At 30.9% G+C, this 18,165-nt stretch carries 18 protein-coding genes; 16 read left to right on the forward strand and 2 right to left on the reverse strand.

Features of this window, described 5'->3' with window-relative positions:
- From xdh to amrS, 14 genes are all read left to right on the forward strand, one after another.
- Window positions 1-2,556: a selenium-dependent xanthine dehydrogenase gene (gene xdh / locus KHQ81_03500; GenBank protein ID QVK18791.1), complete on the forward strand. Its 2,556-nt coding sequence runs from the start codon at window positions 1-3 to the stop codon at window positions 2,554-2,556.
- Window positions 2,557-2,591: 35 nt separating this feature from the next.
- On the forward strand, window positions 2,592-3,872 hold the full coding sequence (gene guaD, locus KHQ81_03505) for a guanine deaminase (GenBank protein QVK18792.1): 1,281 nt from the start codon (window positions 2,592-2,594) through the stop codon (window positions 3,870-3,872).
- A gap of 78 nt (window positions 3,873-3,950) precedes the next feature.
- Complete coding sequence (gene ade, locus KHQ81_03510) at window positions 3,951-5,633, forward strand: adenine deaminase (GenBank protein ID QVK18793.1); 1,683 nt, start codon at window positions 3,951-3,953, stop codon at window positions 5,631-5,633.
- Window positions 5,634-5,650: 17 nt separating this feature from the next.
- The gene (locus KHQ81_03515; GenBank protein ID QVK18794.1) at window positions 5,651-6,502 is read left to right on the forward strand and encodes an FAD binding domain-containing protein; all 852 of its coding nucleotides are present in this window, start codon (window positions 5,651-5,653) and stop codon (window positions 6,500-6,502) included.
- Complete coding sequence (locus tag KHQ81_03520; protein ID QVK18795.1) at window positions 6,483-6,950, forward strand: (2Fe-2S)-binding protein; 468 nt, start codon at window positions 6,483-6,485, stop codon at window positions 6,948-6,950. Before KHQ81_03515 ends, KHQ81_03520 begins: the two co-directional genes overlap by 20 nt.
- 13 nt (window positions 6,951-6,963) lie before the next feature.
- Window positions 6,964-8,208, forward strand: coding sequence for a molybdopterin-dependent oxidoreductase (locus KHQ81_03525; protein ID QVK19539.1), 1,245 nt, complete (start codon window positions 6,964-6,966; stop codon window positions 8,206-8,208).
- A gap of 12 nt (window positions 8,209-8,220) precedes the next feature.
- The gene (locus KHQ81_03530) at window positions 8,221-9,168 is read left to right on the forward strand and encodes a molybdopterin-dependent oxidoreductase (protein ID QVK18796.1); all 948 of its coding nucleotides are present in this window, start codon (window positions 8,221-8,223) and stop codon (window positions 9,166-9,168) included.
- A 96-nt stretch (window positions 9,169-9,264) separates the two neighbouring features.
- Window positions 9,265-9,609, forward strand: a complete 345-nt coding sequence (locus KHQ81_03535) for a winged helix-turn-helix transcriptional regulator (protein ID QVK18797.1) — start codon at window positions 9,265-9,267, stop codon at window positions 9,607-9,609.
- 13 nt (window positions 9,610-9,622) lie between these two features.
- Window positions 9,623-10,636 carry a permease gene (locus tag KHQ81_03540; protein ID QVK18798.1) on the forward strand — a complete coding sequence of 338 codons (1,014 nt, stop codon included), beginning with the start codon at window positions 9,623-9,625 and terminating at the stop codon, window positions 10,634-10,636.
- A 33-nt stretch (window positions 10,637-10,669) separates the two neighbouring features.
- On the forward strand, window positions 10,670-10,897 hold the full coding sequence (locus tag KHQ81_03545) for a TM0996/MTH895 family glutaredoxin-like protein (protein QVK18799.1): 228 nt from the start codon (window positions 10,670-10,672) through the stop codon (window positions 10,895-10,897).
- Window positions 10,898-11,064: 167 nt separating this feature from the next.
- Window positions 11,065-11,517, forward strand: a complete 453-nt coding sequence (locus KHQ81_03550; GenBank protein QVK18800.1) for a hypothetical protein — start codon at window positions 11,065-11,067, stop codon at window positions 11,515-11,517.
- Window positions 11,518-11,529: 12 nt separating this feature from the next.
- Window positions 11,530-11,682, forward strand: a complete 153-nt coding sequence (locus tag KHQ81_03555) for a hypothetical protein (protein QVK18801.1) — start codon at window positions 11,530-11,532, stop codon at window positions 11,680-11,682.
- Window positions 11,683-11,903: 221 nt separating this feature from the next.
- Window positions 11,904-13,322: an AmmeMemoRadiSam system protein A gene (amrA, locus tag KHQ81_03560; GenBank protein ID QVK18802.1), complete on the forward strand. Its 1,419-nt coding sequence runs from the start codon at window positions 11,904-11,906 to the stop codon at window positions 13,320-13,322.
- Between the two features lie 15 nt (window positions 13,323-13,337).
- Window positions 13,338-14,306, forward strand: a complete 969-nt coding sequence (amrS, locus tag KHQ81_03565) for an AmmeMemoRadiSam system radical SAM enzyme (protein ID QVK19540.1) — start codon at window positions 13,338-13,340, stop codon at window positions 14,304-14,306.
- A gap of 96 nt (window positions 14,307-14,402) precedes the next feature.
- Here the strand turns inward: amrS and KHQ81_03570 are convergent, their stop codons facing one another.
- The gene (locus KHQ81_03570) at window positions 14,403-14,888 is read right to left on the reverse strand and encodes a hypothetical protein (protein ID QVK18803.1); all 486 of its coding nucleotides are present in this window, start codon (window positions 14,886-14,888) and stop codon (window positions 14,403-14,405) included.
- Between the two features lie 146 nt (window positions 14,889-15,034).
- On the opposite strand from KHQ81_03570, the gene iadA reads away from it, so the two are divergent.
- Both iadA and KHQ81_03580 read left to right on the forward strand, forming a co-directional pair.
- Window positions 15,035-16,162 (forward strand): beta-aspartyl-peptidase, encoded by a 1,128-nt coding sequence (gene iadA / locus KHQ81_03575; GenBank protein QVK19541.1) that lies wholly within the window; start codon window positions 15,035-15,037, stop codon window positions 16,160-16,162.
- A gap of 87 nt (window positions 16,163-16,249) precedes the next feature.
- A complete protein-coding gene (locus tag KHQ81_03580; protein ID QVK18804.1) occupies window positions 16,250-17,212 on the forward strand; it encodes a 5'-nucleotidase in 963 nt (320 codons plus the stop codon).
- Window positions 17,213-17,220: 8 nt separating this feature from the next.
- Here KHQ81_03580 and KHQ81_03585 read toward each other — a convergent pair whose 3' ends face one another.
- The gene (locus KHQ81_03585) at window positions 17,221-18,012 is read right to left on the reverse strand and encodes a GNAT family N-acetyltransferase (protein ID QVK18805.1); all 792 of its coding nucleotides are present in this window, start codon (window positions 18,010-18,012) and stop codon (window positions 17,221-17,223) included.
- Between the last annotated feature and the right edge of the window lie 153 nt (window positions 18,013-18,165).

Below are 18,165 nucleotides of genomic sequence, written 5' to 3' on the forward strand. Positions count from 1 at the left end.
ATGTTTGAATTTAAATTAAATGGGAAAAAAATATCGATTGAAGAAGATATTAATTTTCTTGATTATCTGCGAGATTACGAAAATTTAACATCTGTAAAAAATGGTTGTAGTGAGGGATCTTGTGGTGTATGTATGATTTTGGTCGATGGAAAAAAACTTAGATCTTGTTTATTGACAACTAAAAAAGTTAGTGGGAAATCTATATTAACTATTGAAGGATTATCTTTATTTGAAAAAGAGGTTTATAGTTATTCTTTTTCTAAAGCAGGCGCAGTTCAATGCGGTTTTTGCACACCAGGGATGATTATTAGTGCGAAATCTTTATTAGATAGAACATTAAATCCAACAATAGAAGAAATACAGAAAGCCATTAAAGGTAATATTTGTCGTTGCACAGGTTACATAAAAATAATAGAGGCAATTAAATTAGCAGCAACTATCTTTAAAACAGGGAAATTACTGGTTGAAGATAATTATCAAGGGAAAATCGGAGAAAGTATTCCTAGAATTGATGGAAAAGAAAAAATACTTGGTCATGCTGAATATGTAGATGATATGAAAGTTGAGGGTATGATATATGGATCTGCTTTAAGAAGTCAATACCCAAGAGCCTTGGTGAAAAAAATAGATGTAAGTAAAGCATTAAAACATCCTGAAGTAGAAGCTATATTAACCGCAAAAGATATTCCAGGTAAAAGATTACTTGGTCATCTAGTGAAAGATTGGCCTGCGTTAATCGCTGAAGGTGAAATAACAAGATATGTTGGAGATGCTCTTGTACTAGTTGCTGCTAAAAGCAAAAATGCTTTACATGAGATAATAAATTCAATTCAGGTTGAATATGAAATATTAAACCCAGTGAGTTGTCCATCTGAGGCCATGAAAGACAATGCACCGAAAATACATTCAGATGGAAATATACTACGGGTTGAAAGAGTCAATAGAGGAAATGTTGATGAAGCAATTAACAAATCCAAATATGTTGTGACAAATACTTATTATACACCATTTACAGAACATGCCTTTTTAGAACCAGAAAGTGCATTAGGTATCTATGATAATGATGCTGTTACTATCTTCACTGGTTCACAAAGCGTTTATGATGAACAAAGAGAAATTGCTGACCTATTGGGGTTACCTAAAGATAAAGTTAGAACAATCAGTAAATATGTCGGAGGCGCTTTTGGTGGCAAAGAAGATATGTGTGTTCAACATCATGCTGCCCTTTTAGCATGGGCTTGTAAAAAACCAGTAAAAATAACTTTAAGTCGTAAAGAGAGTTTGATGATTCACCCTAAACGACATGCGATGGAAATTAAAGTGACTACCGCCTGTGATGAATTTGGAAATATTACAGCTTTTAAGGGAAAGATAATTGCTGATACTGGTGCTTATGCTTCATTAGGTGGACCCGTTCTCCAAAGAGCTTGTACACATGCGGCAGGTCCTTATAGATGTCAGAATGTAGAGATAGAAGGGACAGCTGTTTATACAAATAATCCACCAGGAGGTGCATTTAGAGGATTTGGGGTAACACAATCTGTTTTTGCATCAGAATGTAATTTGAACCTTCTTGCGGAAAAAGTCGGAATAACCCCTTGGGAAATAAGATTTAAAAATGCGATAGAACCAGGACAAGTGCTTCCTAATGGACAGATTGCTGATAAAGCAACCGCGATAAAGGAAACGTTACTCGCTGTAAAAGCTGAATATGAAAATAATCCCTATTCAGGTATTGCTTGTGCAATGAAAAATTCTGGGCTAGGGGTAGGTGTTCCTGATACTGGAAGATGTAAATTAATGATACAAGGTGGTTTTGTTCATGTTAGAACAAGTGCTGCTCGAGTTGGTCAGGGATTAGCGACAATTGCGATGCAAATCGTTTGTGAAACCACAGGTTTACAACCAGAATTAATTAAGATTGATGCACCTGATACCTGGCAAACACCTGATTCTGGTACCTCAACTGCTTCAAGACAGACTTTATTTACAGGGGAAGCTGTACGAATTGCTTCATTAAAATTAAAAGACCAATTATTAAAACATTCAATAATTGAATTAGAATCAAAAACATTTTATGGAGAATATCAAGCGATTACAGATCCAATCAACTCGAATAAAGAAAATCCAATCAGTCATGTAACGTATGGATACGCTAGTCAGGTGGTTATACTAGATGAAACTGGTAAGTTGAAAAAAGTAATTGCTGCACATGATGTTGGAAAAGCAATCAATCCAATTAGTGTGGAAGGACAAATTGAAGGTGGGGTTGTTATGGGATTAGGATATGCCTTAACTGAGGATTACCCACTTAAAAAGTCTGTCCCTACTGCTAAATTTGGTACATTAGGGTTATTTAGAGCAACAGATATTCCAGAAATAAAGCCAATAATTGTTGGGAAAAACCCATTAGATTTGGCTTATGGTGCAAAAGGAATTGGTGAGATAACAACCATTCCAACAGCTCCTGCAGTCCAAGGTGCTTATTATCAGCTAGATAGTAAGTTTAGAAAAAAACTACCACTTGAAGAAACATATTATAGACATAAAAAATAATCTGAACATATTTTTAGTTGATTGTGAGGGATAAGATGTTAGATTTATATGCGGTGAAGGGGAATATTATTTTTTCAAAGACCTTTGGGGAATATGAAATCATTAAAAATGGATATATAGTTGTATCAGGAAAGGTAGTCCAAGGTGTTTATCAGGAACTTGATGAAAATTTAAAAGATATTAAAGTATTTGATTATGGAGATCATTTAATTATTCCTGGATTTGTTGATTTACATGTTCATGCACCACAATTTGCTAATTTAGGATTAGGACTTGATAAGGAATTAATGCCATGGCTTAAGGCATATACTTTTCCTGAAGAGGCTAAGTATTGTGATGTAAATTATGCTAAAAAAGTATATTCCTCTTTTATTAAAGAATTGTGGAAACATGGCACAACAAGAGCTTGTGTTTTTGGAACAATTCATAAAAATGCAACTAAGTTATTAATGGATTTATTTGCTCAATCAGGGTTAGGGGCATATGTAGGAAAGGTGAATATGAACAGAAATTCACCTGATTATTTAACAGAAACAACAGAGGATTCCATTCGGGATACGATTGAAATATTAGATGAATATAAGGATAAATATGAACTTGTGAAACCAATTATAACTCCTAGATTTATACCAACCTGTAGTATAGATTTATTAAAAAGTCTAGGGAAGTTAGCCAAGGAATACAATGTTCCTGTACAGTCTCACTTATCTGAAAATTATGGTGAAATTAGTTTTGTTAGAGAACTACATCCTGATTCTCGTAACTATGCTAGTTTATATGATGAAGCTGGATTATTTGGTGATGTACCAACCATTATGGCTCACTGTATCTTAGTTGAAGAAGAAGAGATAGCCCTTATGGTTAAAAAACAGGTTTTTATTGCACATAGTCCTAATTCTAACTGTAATTTAGCAAGTGGATTAGCACCTATTAGAAGGTTGGTATCAAGAGGAGCTCTTGTAGGACTTGGAAGTGATGTTTCAGGAGGACATAGTTTATCGATGATGAATGTAATGATTAATACTGCTCAAGTATCTAATATTAAGTGGCTTGAAACAAATCGAGTTGATAAGCCTTTAAATACTGCTGAGATATTTTTTTTAGCAACCAAAGGTGGAGGAAAATTCTTTGGTCAAGTAGGTAGTTTTGAACCAGGTTATACCTTTGATGCCTTAATCATAGATGACAGCAGTTTACCAATTTTTAAATCACTATCAATAGAAGAAAGATTACAAAAATTTATATTTACAGGCGATGATAGAAATATAAAAGAAAGATATGTTGCTGGGAGAAGAGTAGAAGAGCCAAAATGTTAATATTTAATTTTAGCGTTAAAGGGAGTATGGTAGTACATCCCTTTCGTTATATATAAATGAGTTTTAGGGAGGAATATAATGGATAAGTTAAAAAATGATATAGATGTTGCTATGGCAAGAAGAAAAGCAGATATTGTATTAAAAAATGCATCCATTATTAATGTGTTTACGCAAACAATAGATAAAGGTGATATAGCCATTAGTCAAGATACTATTATAGGGATAGGTAAATACGAAGGTATTTGTGAAATGGATTGTGCGGGGTTGTTTGTTACACCAGGATTTATTGATGCTCATGTTCATATTGAATCTTCTATGGTAACACCTGAGATTTTTTCTCAAATTGTGATTAAACGAGGGGTAACGACAGTTGTCGCTGATCCTCATGAAATCGCAAATGTATTGGGGAATAAAGGAATTAAATTTATGCTTCATAATAGTTCTTATAGTGTTATAGATAATTATTTTATGCTTCCTTCATGTGTACCTGCTGTTGATTTCGAGGACAATGGAGCTACGCTTGATGCAAAAAAACTTGCGAAGTTCTGTCATAATCCTAGAATACTTGGACTTGGGGAAGTAATGGATGTTAATGCAGTTACTTCTGGAAAAAAGGATATGCTTGATAAAATAAAGATGATAAGAAAATTAAATAAAACCATCGATGGTCATTGTCCTAAAGTGAATCAAAAAGAGCTTAATGCCTATTTGTGTGCAGGGATTAAAACAGATCATGAATGTACAGATTCGAATGAGGCGTCAATGAAAGTGAAAAATGGAATGTATGTAATGATGAGAGAAGGGTCTCAAGCGAGGGATTTAATCAATTTATTACCTGCAGTCACAAAAGAAAATTATCATCGATTTTTATTCTGTACAGATGATAGACATATAGAAGATCTAATAGAAGAAGGAAGTATCGATAATAATATCAGAATTGCGATTAAAGAGGGATTAGATCCAGTTATGGCTTACACCATTGCTTCTTTAAATGCTGCTAAGTGTTATCAACTACATGATAGAGGGGTTATTGCCCCAGGGATGAAAGCAGACCTAGTCTTATTAGATGATTTAGAAAAGTGTGAGATAAATAAAGTCATGAAAAATGGTAAGTTTCATGATGGAAGTAATACATATTCAAAAGTAAAGGCAAAGAATTCAATCCATCTTAAAAAAGTAAATACGAATGTATTTAAGATTAAAGGTGAAGGAGAGTTTGTTCATGTTATAAAAGTTAATCCAGGTTCACTAAAGACAACAAAAGTTAAAAGAAATGTGAAAAATATTGGGAAATCAATCAACAAAATAGCCGTAATAGAAAGACATAAGAATACAGGGAAATATTTTACTGGATTCATAGAAGGCCTTTCTTTAGAGAAAGCAGCGATTGCTCAAACTATTGCCCATGACTCCCATAATATCATCGTTGTTGGTGATAATGATAAAGATATGGAAGTTGCAGTTAATCGTTTGATTGATATGAGTGGGGGGATAGTTTTTGTTTCTGAAGGGATGGTACTTGAGTTTATTAGTTTACCAATAGCAGGAATTATGACAGATGAAAATCCTAAAGAAGTATTTATCAAAGTAAAACGGTTAAATCACATCGCTAGAAAACATGGTATTAAAGAAGGAATCGACCCATTTATTACGTTGTCATTTATGGCGCTACCAGTCATTCCAGAGATTAAAATAACAGCGAGAGGCCTATTTGACTACAATCGTTTTGAATTTATTAGTTTATTTTGTAAAGATGAATGAGGGAAGGGAGGGATAAAATGTTTTTTCAACCAACAACCGTTTTAGAGGTTAAAGACTTACTTGCAGATTATAAGAATGCAAAGTTATTAGCAGGTGGAACAGATTTACTACTTGAAATAAAAAGAGATAAGATAAATCCTAAATACCTAATAGATATTAGTCATGTAGATTCACTTAAAGAAATAACGGATGGTGAAGATGAAATTACCATAGGTAGTATGGTTACATTTAGTCAATTACTAGAAAATCCATTAATTAAAACTCATTTCCATTCTCTTATTGAGTGTGCTAAAGGGATGGGGTCCCCTCAAATAAGAAATATGGCAACAATTGGGGGAAATATTATCAATGCGCAAGCAGCTGCTGATAGTATTCCTTGTATTATGAGTTTAGATGGCGTCCTGGTTATTGAATCTCAAAAAGGGATCAGAAAAGTAAGTTGTGAGAGTTATTTTGAATACTATTCACAAGAGAGAATTAAAGATGATGAAATATTAACGAAAGTAATCTTACCTAAATCAAATGGGCTAACAGGATTCTATAAATTAGGAAAAAGAAATTCATTAGCGATTGCTAGAATGATAACCTCCATTTATTTAAGTGTTGAAAATGAAATAATTAAAGAAATAGCACTTTGTTTAGGTGCTGTTGGTAAATTTCCATTTAGAGTTAAAGAAATTGAAAGAGAAGCTATAGGTAAAAGAATAGATTGGTTATATAGTGAGGAACCCTTAAACCTTCTTGAAAATAGTGTATATGAAAGCATTAAAGAAAGAAAATCAATGCCATTTAAAAAAGAAGCCATAAAAGGGGTTTATAAAGCTGCATTAAAGAATGTGGGGTGGGAAGATGATAGAAGTGACAATTAAAATAAATGATCAGGAGTATACAAGAAAAATACAACCATTACTTCGTTTAGTTGATTTTATTCGTGATGAAATTAATTTAAAAGGAACGAAAGAAGGTTGTGGAGAAGGTGAATGCGGTGCTTGTACAGTTATCATGAATGGACATACTGTCAATTCATGTTTAGTACTGGCAGCTCAAGCAAATGGAAGTAAAATAACAACAATTGAAGGCTTAGGTGATAAAACCCTTCATCCAATTCAAGAAGCTTTTTTAGAAGTGGGTGCTGTTCAGTGTGGATATTGCACACCAGGGATGATTTTAAGTGCGAAAGCTTTGCTTGATAAAAACATAGATGTTACAGAAGATGAAATTAAAGAAGGGATATCAGGTAATTTATGCCGATGTACAGGGTATGCAAAGATTGTAGAGGCAATCAAACTTGCCCAAGATAAGCTAAAAAATAAATAAGGAGGGAGAGATGATGAAAGCAGTTGGTAAAAATATTATTAGACCTGATGCCTATGAAAAAATAATAGGGAAGGCTAAATATCCTGATGATATAACGTTTGAAGAGATGCTTTATGCAAGTGTGAAAAGAAGTAGTATTCCATATGGAAAAGTATTAAGTGTTAATATTGATGAAATAAAACAATTGCCTGGTGTAGTAGCAGTGATAGATTATACCATGATACCAGGTGCAATCACTCATGGTGTAATATTTAAAGATACTCCGATTTTAGTTAAAGATATGGTTAAAAGAGTAGGAGATGCAATTGTCTTAGTAGTTGCAACGGATAAAGCATCCCTTCATGAGGCCATGAAACAAGTGAAAGTAGAATATGAAGAATATAAAGGTGTTTTTAGTGTTGAAGATGCTTTAAAAGAAGACGCTCCTATTTTAGGTGATGGAAGTAATGTATTGTATGATATTAAAATAAAGACTGGTGACATTGAAAATGGATTTGAAGAAGCAGAATTTGTTGCTGAAAATTGGTATAACACCCAAATGACAGAACATGCATTTTTGCAACCAGAAGCAGCCGTGGCAAAATATGATAACGATGTTTTAACGGTCTATGTTGCTACCCAGTATCCTCATTATGACCGTGAAGAGGTTGCTCGTTGTATGAATATCGATGAAGATAAAGTCGTGATAATCAATACTGCAATTGGTGGTGCTTTTGGAGGAAGAGAAGATATCAATCCTCAGTGTCATGCAGCAATCGCCGCTTATATCACAAAAAAACCAGTGAAGATATTATATTCAAGAGAAGAATCTACGATTTCTCATTGTAAACGCCATCCAATGAAGATGTATTATAAAACAGGAGTTAGAAAAGATGGTAAACTTTGTGCCTTAAAGGTGAGAATATATGGTGATACCGGGGCTTATGCATCCTGGGGAATGAATGTCTTAAGAAAAGCAGCTGTTCATGCATCTGGTCCATATGTCATTCCGAATGTAGATATAGAAGCTTTAGCTGTTTATACGAATAATCCTTATTGTGGTGCTATGAGAGGATTTGGCGCTACACAGGTTCCTTTGGCATATGAAAGTCAAATGGACATATTAGCTGAAAAATTAAATATACATCCCTTGATTTTTAGATTTATGAATGCTTTTGAAGTAGGGAGTATTACGGCTACAGGTCAAAAGCTAACAAGCAGTGTAGGGATGAAAAAGTGTATAGAAAAAATAGCTGATATAGATAAAATAGATCTTTAAGGAAGTGGAAAGATGAAACGAAGAGGCGTTGGTTATGCATCCATGTTTTATGGAACAGGTTATGGTAATGGTTTTCCAGATGAATCAAGAGCGACAGCCCTCATTAAACAAGAGGGTTGTATTATAATAAATGTAGGAGTTTCAGAAGTAGGTTCAGGTGGTCATAGTGTTATGTGGCAAATAGCAACTGAGGCGTTAGGTGTTAAAAAAGAGCTTATCAAAATTCAACATAATGATACGAGTAAGATGCATGATTCAGGAACAGCTGCAGCTAGTAGACAAACGTATAATACAGGAAATGCTGTGCTTGATGCCTGTAGAAAATTAAGAGAAAATATGATTAAAGCAATGGAAAATCAATCTATAAGTTTGATTGAAGATTCAGAGGTAATTATTCAAATATATCAACAAATGATTTTGAAAGGTATTGAAACAAAAATTGAGGGATATTTTAAAGCAACCTCATCAGAGGTTAATTTAGAAACAGGACAAGGCGATCCTTACTGGCCTTATACTTTTGGTTTACAAAAAGCGGTTGTTGAAGTAGATGATGAAACAGGAAAAGTGGATGTTGTTGATATTGTGGCAATATTTGATGCAGGGAAGATTGTTAATCCAGCCTTAGCTGAGGGTCAATCGATAGGTGGTACAGCGATGGGAATAGGTTATGCAATTATGGAAGAAATACAATTAGATAATGGTGTCATTAAAAATAGAAATTTTTCTGATTACATTATCCCTACAAGTAAGGATGTTCCTAATATAAAAACCTATTTTATTGAAGATTTAGAAGATACAGGTCCTTATGGTGCGAAAGGACTTGGTGAACCAGTCATGCTTCCTACAGCACCAGCTATTATTAATGCAATTTATGATGCGATTGGTGTTAGAATTTATGATTTTCCAGCAACTTGTGAGAGAGTCTTACAAGCCATTAAAAATAAAGAATCAAAAAAGTGAAGACATGAAAATTTGTCTTCATTTTTTGTTGACAAAAACACAAGCAGGGTATAATATATGTATATACGCATATGAGTATATAAGGAGTGATGAATAATGAATGAAATGATAAATTTCTTCAAAATATTATCAGATGAAACAAGGTTAAGAATATTAGTTTTGCTATATCATCAGAAACTGTGTGTTTGTCAATTAACAGGTATTATGAATGAATCACAACCAAAGATTTCTAAACATTTAGCAAAATTAAGAGATTTAGGATTTGTTAAAGTTGAAAGACAAGAACAATTTATATTTTACGAATTGAATTTAAACAATGACCTATATCTAAATATATTGCAAGGGATTATAACATCGATTGATCAGTATACACTCTTGAAACAAGATATGAAAAATTGTGAAAATGCTGAAAACTATCTAACAAGATGTTTAAGTAAATAACAGGAGGTAAGTTATGTCAGTATTTATTAATTCATGGTTCAATGATCAAATTCTAAAAATGGATTGGTTATCAGAACTTATAAAATTATTAGTTGAAAAAGTATTTAAATTATCTGTAGAAGATAAGGTAGGTGCTGGTGTTCATTTCTTTATTTACGATACAATTAAAATCATTATTTTGTTATCTATTATGATTTTTATGATCTCCTATATTAGAAGTTATTTTCCACCAGAAAAAACAAAGGTTATGTTAGAAAAAGTGAAAGGCATTCGAGGAAATATACTTGGTGCTTTACTTGGTGTTGTGACTCCATTCTGTTCTTGTTCAAGTGTTCCAATATTTATTGGTTTTGTCAGTTCAGGGGTAAATTTAGGTGCTACCTTTAGTTTTTTAATTGCCTCTCCTATTATAAATGAGGCAGCATTTATTTTGTTATTATCTAAATTTGGATGGAAAGTAACACTCATCTATGTAATCGCTGGTTTATTAATTGGGATTATTGGTGGGTATATAATTGATAAATTCCATCTTGAAAAGTATGTAGAAAGTTTTGTTTATGATATAGACGCTAAAGAGACTATTGTCCCAGATATGAGTCAAAAACAACGTTTTCATTTCGCATCAACTGAAACAAAAAGTATTTTCAAAAGAGTATACTTATGGATTTTAATTGGTATAGGAATCGGTGCATTTATGCATGGATGGTTACCTGACGATTATCTAGTAAAGGTTGCAGGACCAGAAAATCCATTGGCTGTCATAATCGCTACAATTATGGCTGTACCGCTATATTCTAATGCACTGAGTACCTTACCATTAGCTGAGGTTTTGGTAGATAAAGGAATGGCAATTGGGACGTCAATGTCATTTGTCATGGCAACAACTGCTCTATCTCTACCTGAGATGATGTTGTTACGAAGAGTCATCAAATCAAAATTAATTTGGATATTCATTGTTATAACGACTATTGGAATTATATTTATGGGTTATCTATTTAATGTCTTAGAATTATATAACTTAATCTAAGTAATATAAATTATATATAAGGAGGAATTTTAAATGATTATTAAAATTTTAGGTTCAGGATGTGCTAATTGTAAAAAATTAGAGGAAAACGCTAAGAAAGCTGTGGCTGAATTAGGAATTGAGGCTAATTTTGAAAAAGTTACAGACTATAAAGACATTGTTTCTTATGGTGTAATGAGAACGCCAGCACTTGTTGTTGATGAGGTACTAAAAGCATCAGGAAGTGTTTTATCAGTAGAAGATATTAAAAAATATTTGTAAAAAAGATATATCACCCTTAAATTAGTAAGGGTGATATTTTTTTTATTATATATATTTAATTATCATTAGAATGAATACATCTTAATAAGAAATATGTATGGAGTATTATGCAAGCAAATATTATCTAATTATGATATATTATAAATAGAAGAAGTGTAGGTGATAAAATGAATAATTTGAATATATTAAATCCTAAACGTTTAAAAGGTGGTGTATATAATGAAATCAGAATTTTTGATCAATTATCTGTTTTAGAATACTTAAAGTGTCAATTGATAGAGATTTATCATGAAGCAACTTTTGAAGGAAAACTAGAATCAAATAAGTTATTTATTTCTGGAATATCATCTTTTTATAAGCCGGTTATTGCCTTGGAAGTAATGATTTTAGGTTCAGCTTATTTTTATCAAGATATAAATACAAATCAACTCATTGTAAAAAATGAAATTAAAGTGAGAAACGGTAAATTAAATGCTAATCAAATTGAATTAAAAGGAGTCGCAGATATTGATTTTTTAGATACTGCTCAATTAATAGTCGATGGCACCATCTATTCATCTGGTACAATTCGTTCTCAAACAATTGATTTTAAGGATAGTTCAAATGGAAAATTAAATTAAGTGATAGGTTCTATGGTTAATATTAAGCCGAAAAATCATATTATACAAATTAATAGCGTATTAGCTTATGAGGTGCATTTAGACAATGCATTGATTAATTCTTTAAAAGCTAAAAACATTCATTTAGGTGAAAATTGTGTGGTTAAAAATATTGAATATTTATAAAGATATTTAGAGATATTTGAAATTAGAAAAATCGTCATTTTTATGGTATAATTAAGTATATGAAATAAAGGTGATGGTTATAATTAATTCATTACCTTAGGATTACTTAAATAATAATGATTAATTTATAAGAATATCTTATAAACTTGCATACAATACAACCAACATTTACCACAATAATCATTATATTGTGGATTTTTATTATTATAAGAGGTGATTAAATGAACCATTGTTTAGGTTATTACTTACTGCCACATCCCCCAATAGCGATACCTGAGATTGGTAAAGGAGAAGAACAAGAAATTCATAACACGATTGATGCATGTAAGTTTATTGGAAAAGAAATTAGTCAATTAGCGCCAGAAACGATTATTATGATTACTCCCCATGGACCAGTTTTTAGTGACGCCATTGCTTTAAGTCATGAGAAATTAATTGAAGGTAATTTATCACGATTTAATGCACCAAGTGTTAATATGAAGCTAGATATTGACTTAGTATTAACTGAAAAGATAATGAATTTAGCTAAATTGACTGATATTCAAACAGTAGGTACTACAGAGAAATTTTTAAATAATTATAATAGAAAATATGAACTAGACCATGGCAGTATTGTTCCGCTATATTATATTAACCAATTCTATAAAAATTATAAGATTGTTCATATTACTTATGGTATGCTTTCTTTTATTGAACTATATCATTTTGGGATGTTAATAAAAGAAGCCATCTCACAAACCAATCATAAAGCTGTTATCATCGCAAGTGGTGATTTATCCCATCGATTAAGTGATGAAGGACCTTATACATATTCAGCTAAAGGATCAATCTTCGATGATAAAATTCTCAACTATTTAGAAACTGGTGATTCATTAGAAATATTTAATATGGATAAAATTGATATTGAAGAAGCAGGAGAATGTGGGTTCCGTTCTATTTTAATGTTATTAGGAGCGATGGGTCAATTCAACGGGAAGAAGTTATCATATGAAGGACCTTTTGGTGTTGGATATGGTGTTATGTCTTTTCAAAAAAATAATCAAGATGATAACTATAGTGTGAATTTATTAGCTAAATTAAAGAAAAATGAAAAAAATAAATTTATTTTTAAAATGCAAAATTCTGATATTTATGTAAGACTAGCACGACACAGTCTTGTCTACTACTTTGAAAATGAAAAAATTATGGATATTCCAGAAGATATTCCTGAGGAATTAATAAATAAGCATGCTGGTGTATTTGTTTCTCTTAAGAAATATGGAAGTTTAAGAGGTTGTATTGGTACTTTTTTACCAACTAAATCAACTTTAGCTGAAGAAATAATACATAATGCGATTGAAGCAGCATTTGAAGATCCACGGTTTAGTCCACTTGAGGAGAAAGAATTAAAAGAGATTGATATATCGGTTGATGTATTAAGTGAACCAAAAAAAGCTAGTATAGAAGATCTTGACCCTAAGATTTATGGTGTTATAGTGAGTTTTGGAAGAAAAAGAGGACTATTGTTACCTAATTTAGAGGGTGTAAATACCGTTAGTGAACAATTAGAAATTGCTTGTCAAAAAGCAGGGATTGACCCTAATAATCATTTTGATATTGAGCGTTTTAAAGTAGTACGTCACATTGAAGGTGAAGTTTAATTGACTCGTAAAACCATGTTTTCGTCAGTAGAAAATAATAAAATTAGGTGTCAACTATGTCCACAGTTTTGTTTAATTAGTGAAGGACAGCTTGGATTATGTCAAACAAGAAAAAATATTGATCAACAGTTGTTTGCGATTAATTATGGGGAAACAACTTCAATTGCATTAGACCCTATTGAAAAAAAACCACTATATCATTTCAAACCAGGTAGTAAAATATTATCGATTGGGACGTTTGGGTGTAATATGAAATGTAGTTTTTGTCAGAATTATCAAATATCTCAAATTAGGGCAAAATCTGATTATATTAAGTGTGACGAACTATTAAGATTAGTTGATACTGTAGAAAATAATATTGGTATCGCATTTACTTATAATGAACCATTTATGTGGTATGAATATATTTATGATATGGCTTTGAATATGAAAGCAAAAGAAAATGATAAGTCAATTGTGATGGTGACAAATGGTTATATAAATCCTAAACCATTGGAAAAATTATTACCATTTATTGATGCCTTAAATATTGATTTAAAAGCATTTGATTCTAGGTTTTATCGTGAAATATGTAAAGCAGATTTAGAACCAGTTTTAAAAACAATTGAAATTGCTCAAAAATATTGTCATGTTGAAGTGACTACTTTGATGGTAACAGAAAAAAATGATTCAATTGAAGAAATTGAAATGATTGCGAAATATATTGGAAAAATAAATAAAAACATACCTTTACACTTAACAAGATATTATCCAAATTATAAAATGAACCAACAACCAACGAAACTAACAAAAATGTTTGAAGCAAAAGAAATAGCACAAGAGTATTTGAATTATGTCTATTTAGGTAATATTCCTAATGAAGACCAAAATACTTATTGTCCAAATTGTCATAAGTTAGTCCTAGATAGAAGGCAATTAAAAAAATCTATATTAGATGGAAATAAATGTTTACATTGTGGTGAAATAATACCAATTGTACTTTAATTTCTAAAATATTCAGTTGATTGGTATCAAATGATTTTACTCAATAAAAAACGTTTATTTTAAAAAAAGATATATGAGTATGGACTATATTTTTATTTATAAATTTAACTGTTTATTTAATAGGTCTTCAATTCTTTTAAGTTGATTTTTTATATCTTCAATTTCTTTTTTTTCTTTTTCTTTTTGATTTTTAATTTGTTCTCTAATGAGGGCTTCTTTACATTGTTCTTCAATTAATTTTTGTTCTTCTTGTGCTGTTTCTATTAAGAACTTTTGTGAATCAAGTAAAAATATATTACTTGCTAATGTGGATAAAAAAGAACCAATAACATCTTTTTCTTCATATGTAAAACAATTTGAAATAATTATTGCTAAAATAGTCGCAATTATAGTCAATTCCTCAGGTGTAAAAATTAATAAAAAAGAACAGATGTTTCTTAAATCAAGGGGTTCGCATTCTTCATCTTCAATCAGTTCTTCTAAATCTGGTATATTATTTGCGATAAAGTCATTTAAATTTCTTTTTTTATTATTAGTTTCTTTTTTATTCATTTGTTGTTTTTTTTTATTCTTGTAACTCATCACCTCACCTCATTTATTACACTAACTTATCATATGATAAGTTAAATTAAGTTGTGATTTGCATAAAATAAAACAGAAGGTAAAATTTAAACTTTTCAGATTTTAAAGAGAACTAGAAAGAGGGGATGTTCCTTATGAAAAATACAATTTTTAAATTAATTAAGGATATTGAAGTTTATGATCCTATTTATCAAGGTGTACAAGATATTTTAATTTGTGGTGATAAAATTGTTAAAATAGAACCTAACATTAATTATGCAGATGCACTAGTTATCGATAAAAAGGGCTTTAAAGCCATTCCTGGTATAATTGATCAACATATTCATATTACAGGGGGTGGTGGAGAAGGAGGTTTTCATACAAGAACACCTGAGGTTTCCTTTATTGATTTAATTAAAGGTGGTGTAACAACAGTCGTTGGCATGTTAGGAACGGATTCTTTAACACAAGGAATTGAAACATTAGTTGCTAAAACCAAGGCTTTAAAAACAGAAGGGGTTACAGCTTATTGCTTAACAGGTGCTTATCATTTTCCCTCGCCAACCTTAACAGGAGACTTAAGGAAGGATATCGCCTTCATCGATGAAATAATTGGTGTAAAATTAGCTTTATCTGATCATAGAGAACCTTTGATTAATCAAGATGAATTGAAAAAATTAGCATCCATTGTGAGGGTTTCAAGCATGATTGCTTCTAAACCTGGAATCATTACTGTGCATATGGGAAATGACAAAAAAGGTTTACAACCAATATTTGATATTCTTTCAGAAACTAGTCTCCCAATCAATCACTTTAGACCAACGCATGTAAACAGAAATGAAAGATTATTTTCAGATGCTTTAAAGTTTTTATCACTAGGTGGATACATTGACATTACAGTGGGTTCTTCATTTGAGAGATTAAAATCTGATTTGACTAAAATAGATGAACAAGATCTTCATCATGTCACATTTAGTTCCGATGGAAATGGAAGTAGATCAAAATATGACGCATCAGGTAAATTAGTAAAAATTGGTGTTCAAGGTTGTGATGGAATCCTAAAAACAATTAAATACCTTGTTAATAATGATGTATCGATTGAAAAAAGTATCAAATTTGCAACAAGTAATGTAAGTGATGCTTTGGATTTAACAAATAAAGGATATCTTAAAGAAAACAAAGATGCTGATATACTAATTATAGATGATAATTTTGATTTAGACAGTGTTATATCATTAGGAAGAGTGATGATGTTAGATAAAGAATTAAGGGTTAAAGGTATGTATGAAAGATGATATCTTCAATTAATTTTCTATATATTATTTATTATTATAATAATTATGTAGTATAATTATTATAATCCAAAAAAATGGAGTGATAGTATGGCTTATGAATTAACTAGTTATTTAGTTGTTGGCATTTCTTCAAGTGCATTATTTGATTTATCAGTTGAGAATAAGATTTTTGAAACAAAAGGGTTAGAAGAATATTTGAATTATCAAAGTGAACATGAAAAAGATATTTTAAAGCCTGGACCAGGTTTCCGCTTAGTTAAAAACTTATTACGACTTAATGAATTAATCCCAGATAAACGATTAGTTGAAGTCATTATAATGAGTAGAAATAGTGCAAACTCAAGCTTACGTTTTTTTAATTCAATAGAACATTATGGTTTAGATATTACTCGTGCAGCCTTAACATCTGGTATACCTATAAAACCATATGCTGAAGCCTTTAATGTCAATTTATTTTTATCAACAAATGTCGAAGATGTACAAGATGCGATAAATGGAAATATTGCCGCTGGTCTCATTTATAATTATGGGTATGAATATTCAGAAACAAATAATGATATAAGAATTGCTTTCGATGGAGATGCAGTATTATTTTCTGATGAATCTGAGAGAATTTATCAAAAAGAGGGATTAGAAGCATTTGCCAAACATGAAAAAATGAATGCCTCTAAACCTTTACCAGAAGGTCCATTCGCAAAATTATTGAAATCAATCTCCCATATTCAAAAATTATTTCCTATAGATGAAAAACCAATTAGAACAGCACTTGTGACTGCGAGGTCATCTCCAGCACATGAAAGAGTAATCAGAACACTTAAAGTTTGGGATGTTAAAATAGATGAAATGTTCTTTTTAGGCGGTGTACGTAAAGCTGAAATTTTAAATGCCTTTGGTGCTGATATTTTTTTTGATGATCAAGATTCACACTTGAAATATTCAGCTAATGTTGTTCCCTCAGCAAGGGTACCTTATAAAAATTTATCAGAACAAATCAGTCTATTTGAAGAAAATGGTGAACACAAAAACAATAAGAAAAAGCCTTGTAAATAAGGCTTTTTTTATTCTTTATCGATATAATGATCCCATATTACAACTTTTTTATGATTTGAGAACTCAAATCCCATCTTTTTAGCGAGTATATTAGATGCTTCATTAAAATCCCAACAAGACCACATAACTTGAAAGTTTCTTTTTAGGGACTCAGTAATCAAAGTCTGGCAAACAATACTTGCAAAACCTTGTTTTTGATAAGATTCAATTGTATCAATGCCAATTTCAATTAGGTTTTTGTGACGATAACAGGTTATGCACTTTGAAATAACTTGTTTTTCTTTAATGATACAATAACCTAATCCATGGTTTAAAAAGAAATCTTCATTCATCCAAGGCTTTATTGAAATATCGAATTCATTGATTAAATCTTTTGTAATTTTTTTTAATTGAAGATTAGGTTCTAGATTTTTTACGTTCACTTTTTTAAATGAATTTTCATTTAATTGATATTCATTACGATTTAACATGATATATTTCTTTTTTCCTAATATCGAGGACAAATCATTCATTAACTGTTCTGGGTAAATAAATAGTTCTAAAATATCAACCTTCCAATCTTCAAAAAATAATTGATTTAATGATTGGAAAAACGTAGTATGGTTTTCAGTTGAAAAAATATAATAAAAGCCATCCTTTGGATAAATTAAAGCTGATTTTGGTAAATTTATATCATCTACAAAAATAACACCTGGGCTCATTCCGTCTACCACAGCATTAACAACCACTTGATTATGACAAATATCTTTGGCTAAATGTTTAACTTTATGGTATTCTGTTTGATTTAATTGATAAAGCATATTTCCCCCCTTTGTATGTAATAAAAAATATTTTGTAACATTATTTATAATTATAGTAGTTTTACATAATCTCCTCCCAAATAAATAATTATCTATATTTTATATAAGAACAAAGAAAATGTCAATATATGGTAGAATTTATGCCTGTTAATA

It is taken from the genome of Mycoplasmatota bacterium (assembly GCA_018394295.1).
Lineage (GTDB): Bacteria > Bacillota_I > Bacilli_A > Haloplasmatales > Haloplasmataceae > JAENYC01.

Excerpts from the sequence above, each read along its gene's own strand:
- KHQ81_03550 (QVK18800.1), top strand. The coding sequence starts at position 11,065 with ATGAATAATTTGAATATATTAAATCCTAAACGTTTAAAAGGTGGTGTA.
- guaD (QVK18792.1), top strand. The coding sequence starts at position 2,592 with ATGTTAGATTTATATGCGGTGAAGGGGAATATTATTTTTTCAAAGACC.
- KHQ81_03530 (QVK18796.1), top strand. The coding sequence starts at position 8,221 with ATGAAACGAAGAGGCGTTGGTTATGCATCCATGTTTTATGGAACAGGT.
- KHQ81_03515 (QVK18794.1), top strand. The coding sequence starts at position 5,651 with ATGTTTTTTCAACCAACAACCGTTTTAGAGGTTAAAGACTTACTTGCA.
- KHQ81_03535 (QVK18797.1), top strand. The coding sequence starts at position 9,265 with ATGAATGAAATGATAAATTTCTTCAAAATATTATCAGATGAAACAAGG.
- KHQ81_03525 (QVK19539.1), top strand. The coding sequence starts at position 6,964 with ATGAAAGCAGTTGGTAAAAATATTATTAGACCTGATGCCTATGAAAAA.
- amrA (QVK18802.1), top strand. The coding sequence starts at position 11,904 with ATGAACCATTGTTTAGGTTATTACTTACTGCCACATCCCCCAATAGCG.
- xdh (QVK18791.1), top strand. The coding sequence starts at position 1 with ATGTTTGAATTTAAATTAAATGGGAAAAAAATATCGATTGAAGAAGAT.
- KHQ81_03580 (QVK18804.1), top strand. The coding sequence starts at position 16,250 with ATGGCTTATGAATTAACTAGTTATTTAGTTGTTGGCATTTCTTCAAGT.
- KHQ81_03520 (QVK18795.1), top strand. The coding sequence starts at position 6,483 with ATGATAGAAGTGACAATTAAAATAAATGATCAGGAGTATACAAGAAAA.
- KHQ81_03540 (QVK18798.1), top strand. The coding sequence starts at position 9,623 with ATGTCAGTATTTATTAATTCATGGTTCAATGATCAAATTCTAAAAATG.
- amrS (QVK19540.1), top strand. The coding sequence starts at position 13,338 with ATGTTTTCGTCAGTAGAAAATAATAAAATTAGGTGTCAACTATGTCCA.
- KHQ81_03570 (QVK18803.1), bottom strand. The coding sequence starts at position 14,888 with ATGAGTTACAAGAATAAAAAAAAACAACAAATGAATAAAAAAGAAACT.
- ade (QVK18793.1), top strand. The coding sequence starts at position 3,951 with ATGGATAAGTTAAAAAATGATATAGATGTTGCTATGGCAAGAAGAAAA.
- KHQ81_03555 (QVK18801.1), top strand. The coding sequence starts at position 11,530 with ATGGTTAATATTAAGCCGAAAAATCATATTATACAAATTAATAGCGTA.
- KHQ81_03585 (QVK18805.1), bottom strand. The coding sequence starts at position 18,012 with ATGCTTTATCAATTAAATCAAACAGAATACCATAAAGTTAAACATTTA.
- KHQ81_03545 (QVK18799.1), top strand. The coding sequence starts at position 10,670 with ATGATTATTAAAATTTTAGGTTCAGGATGTGCTAATTGTAAAAAATTA.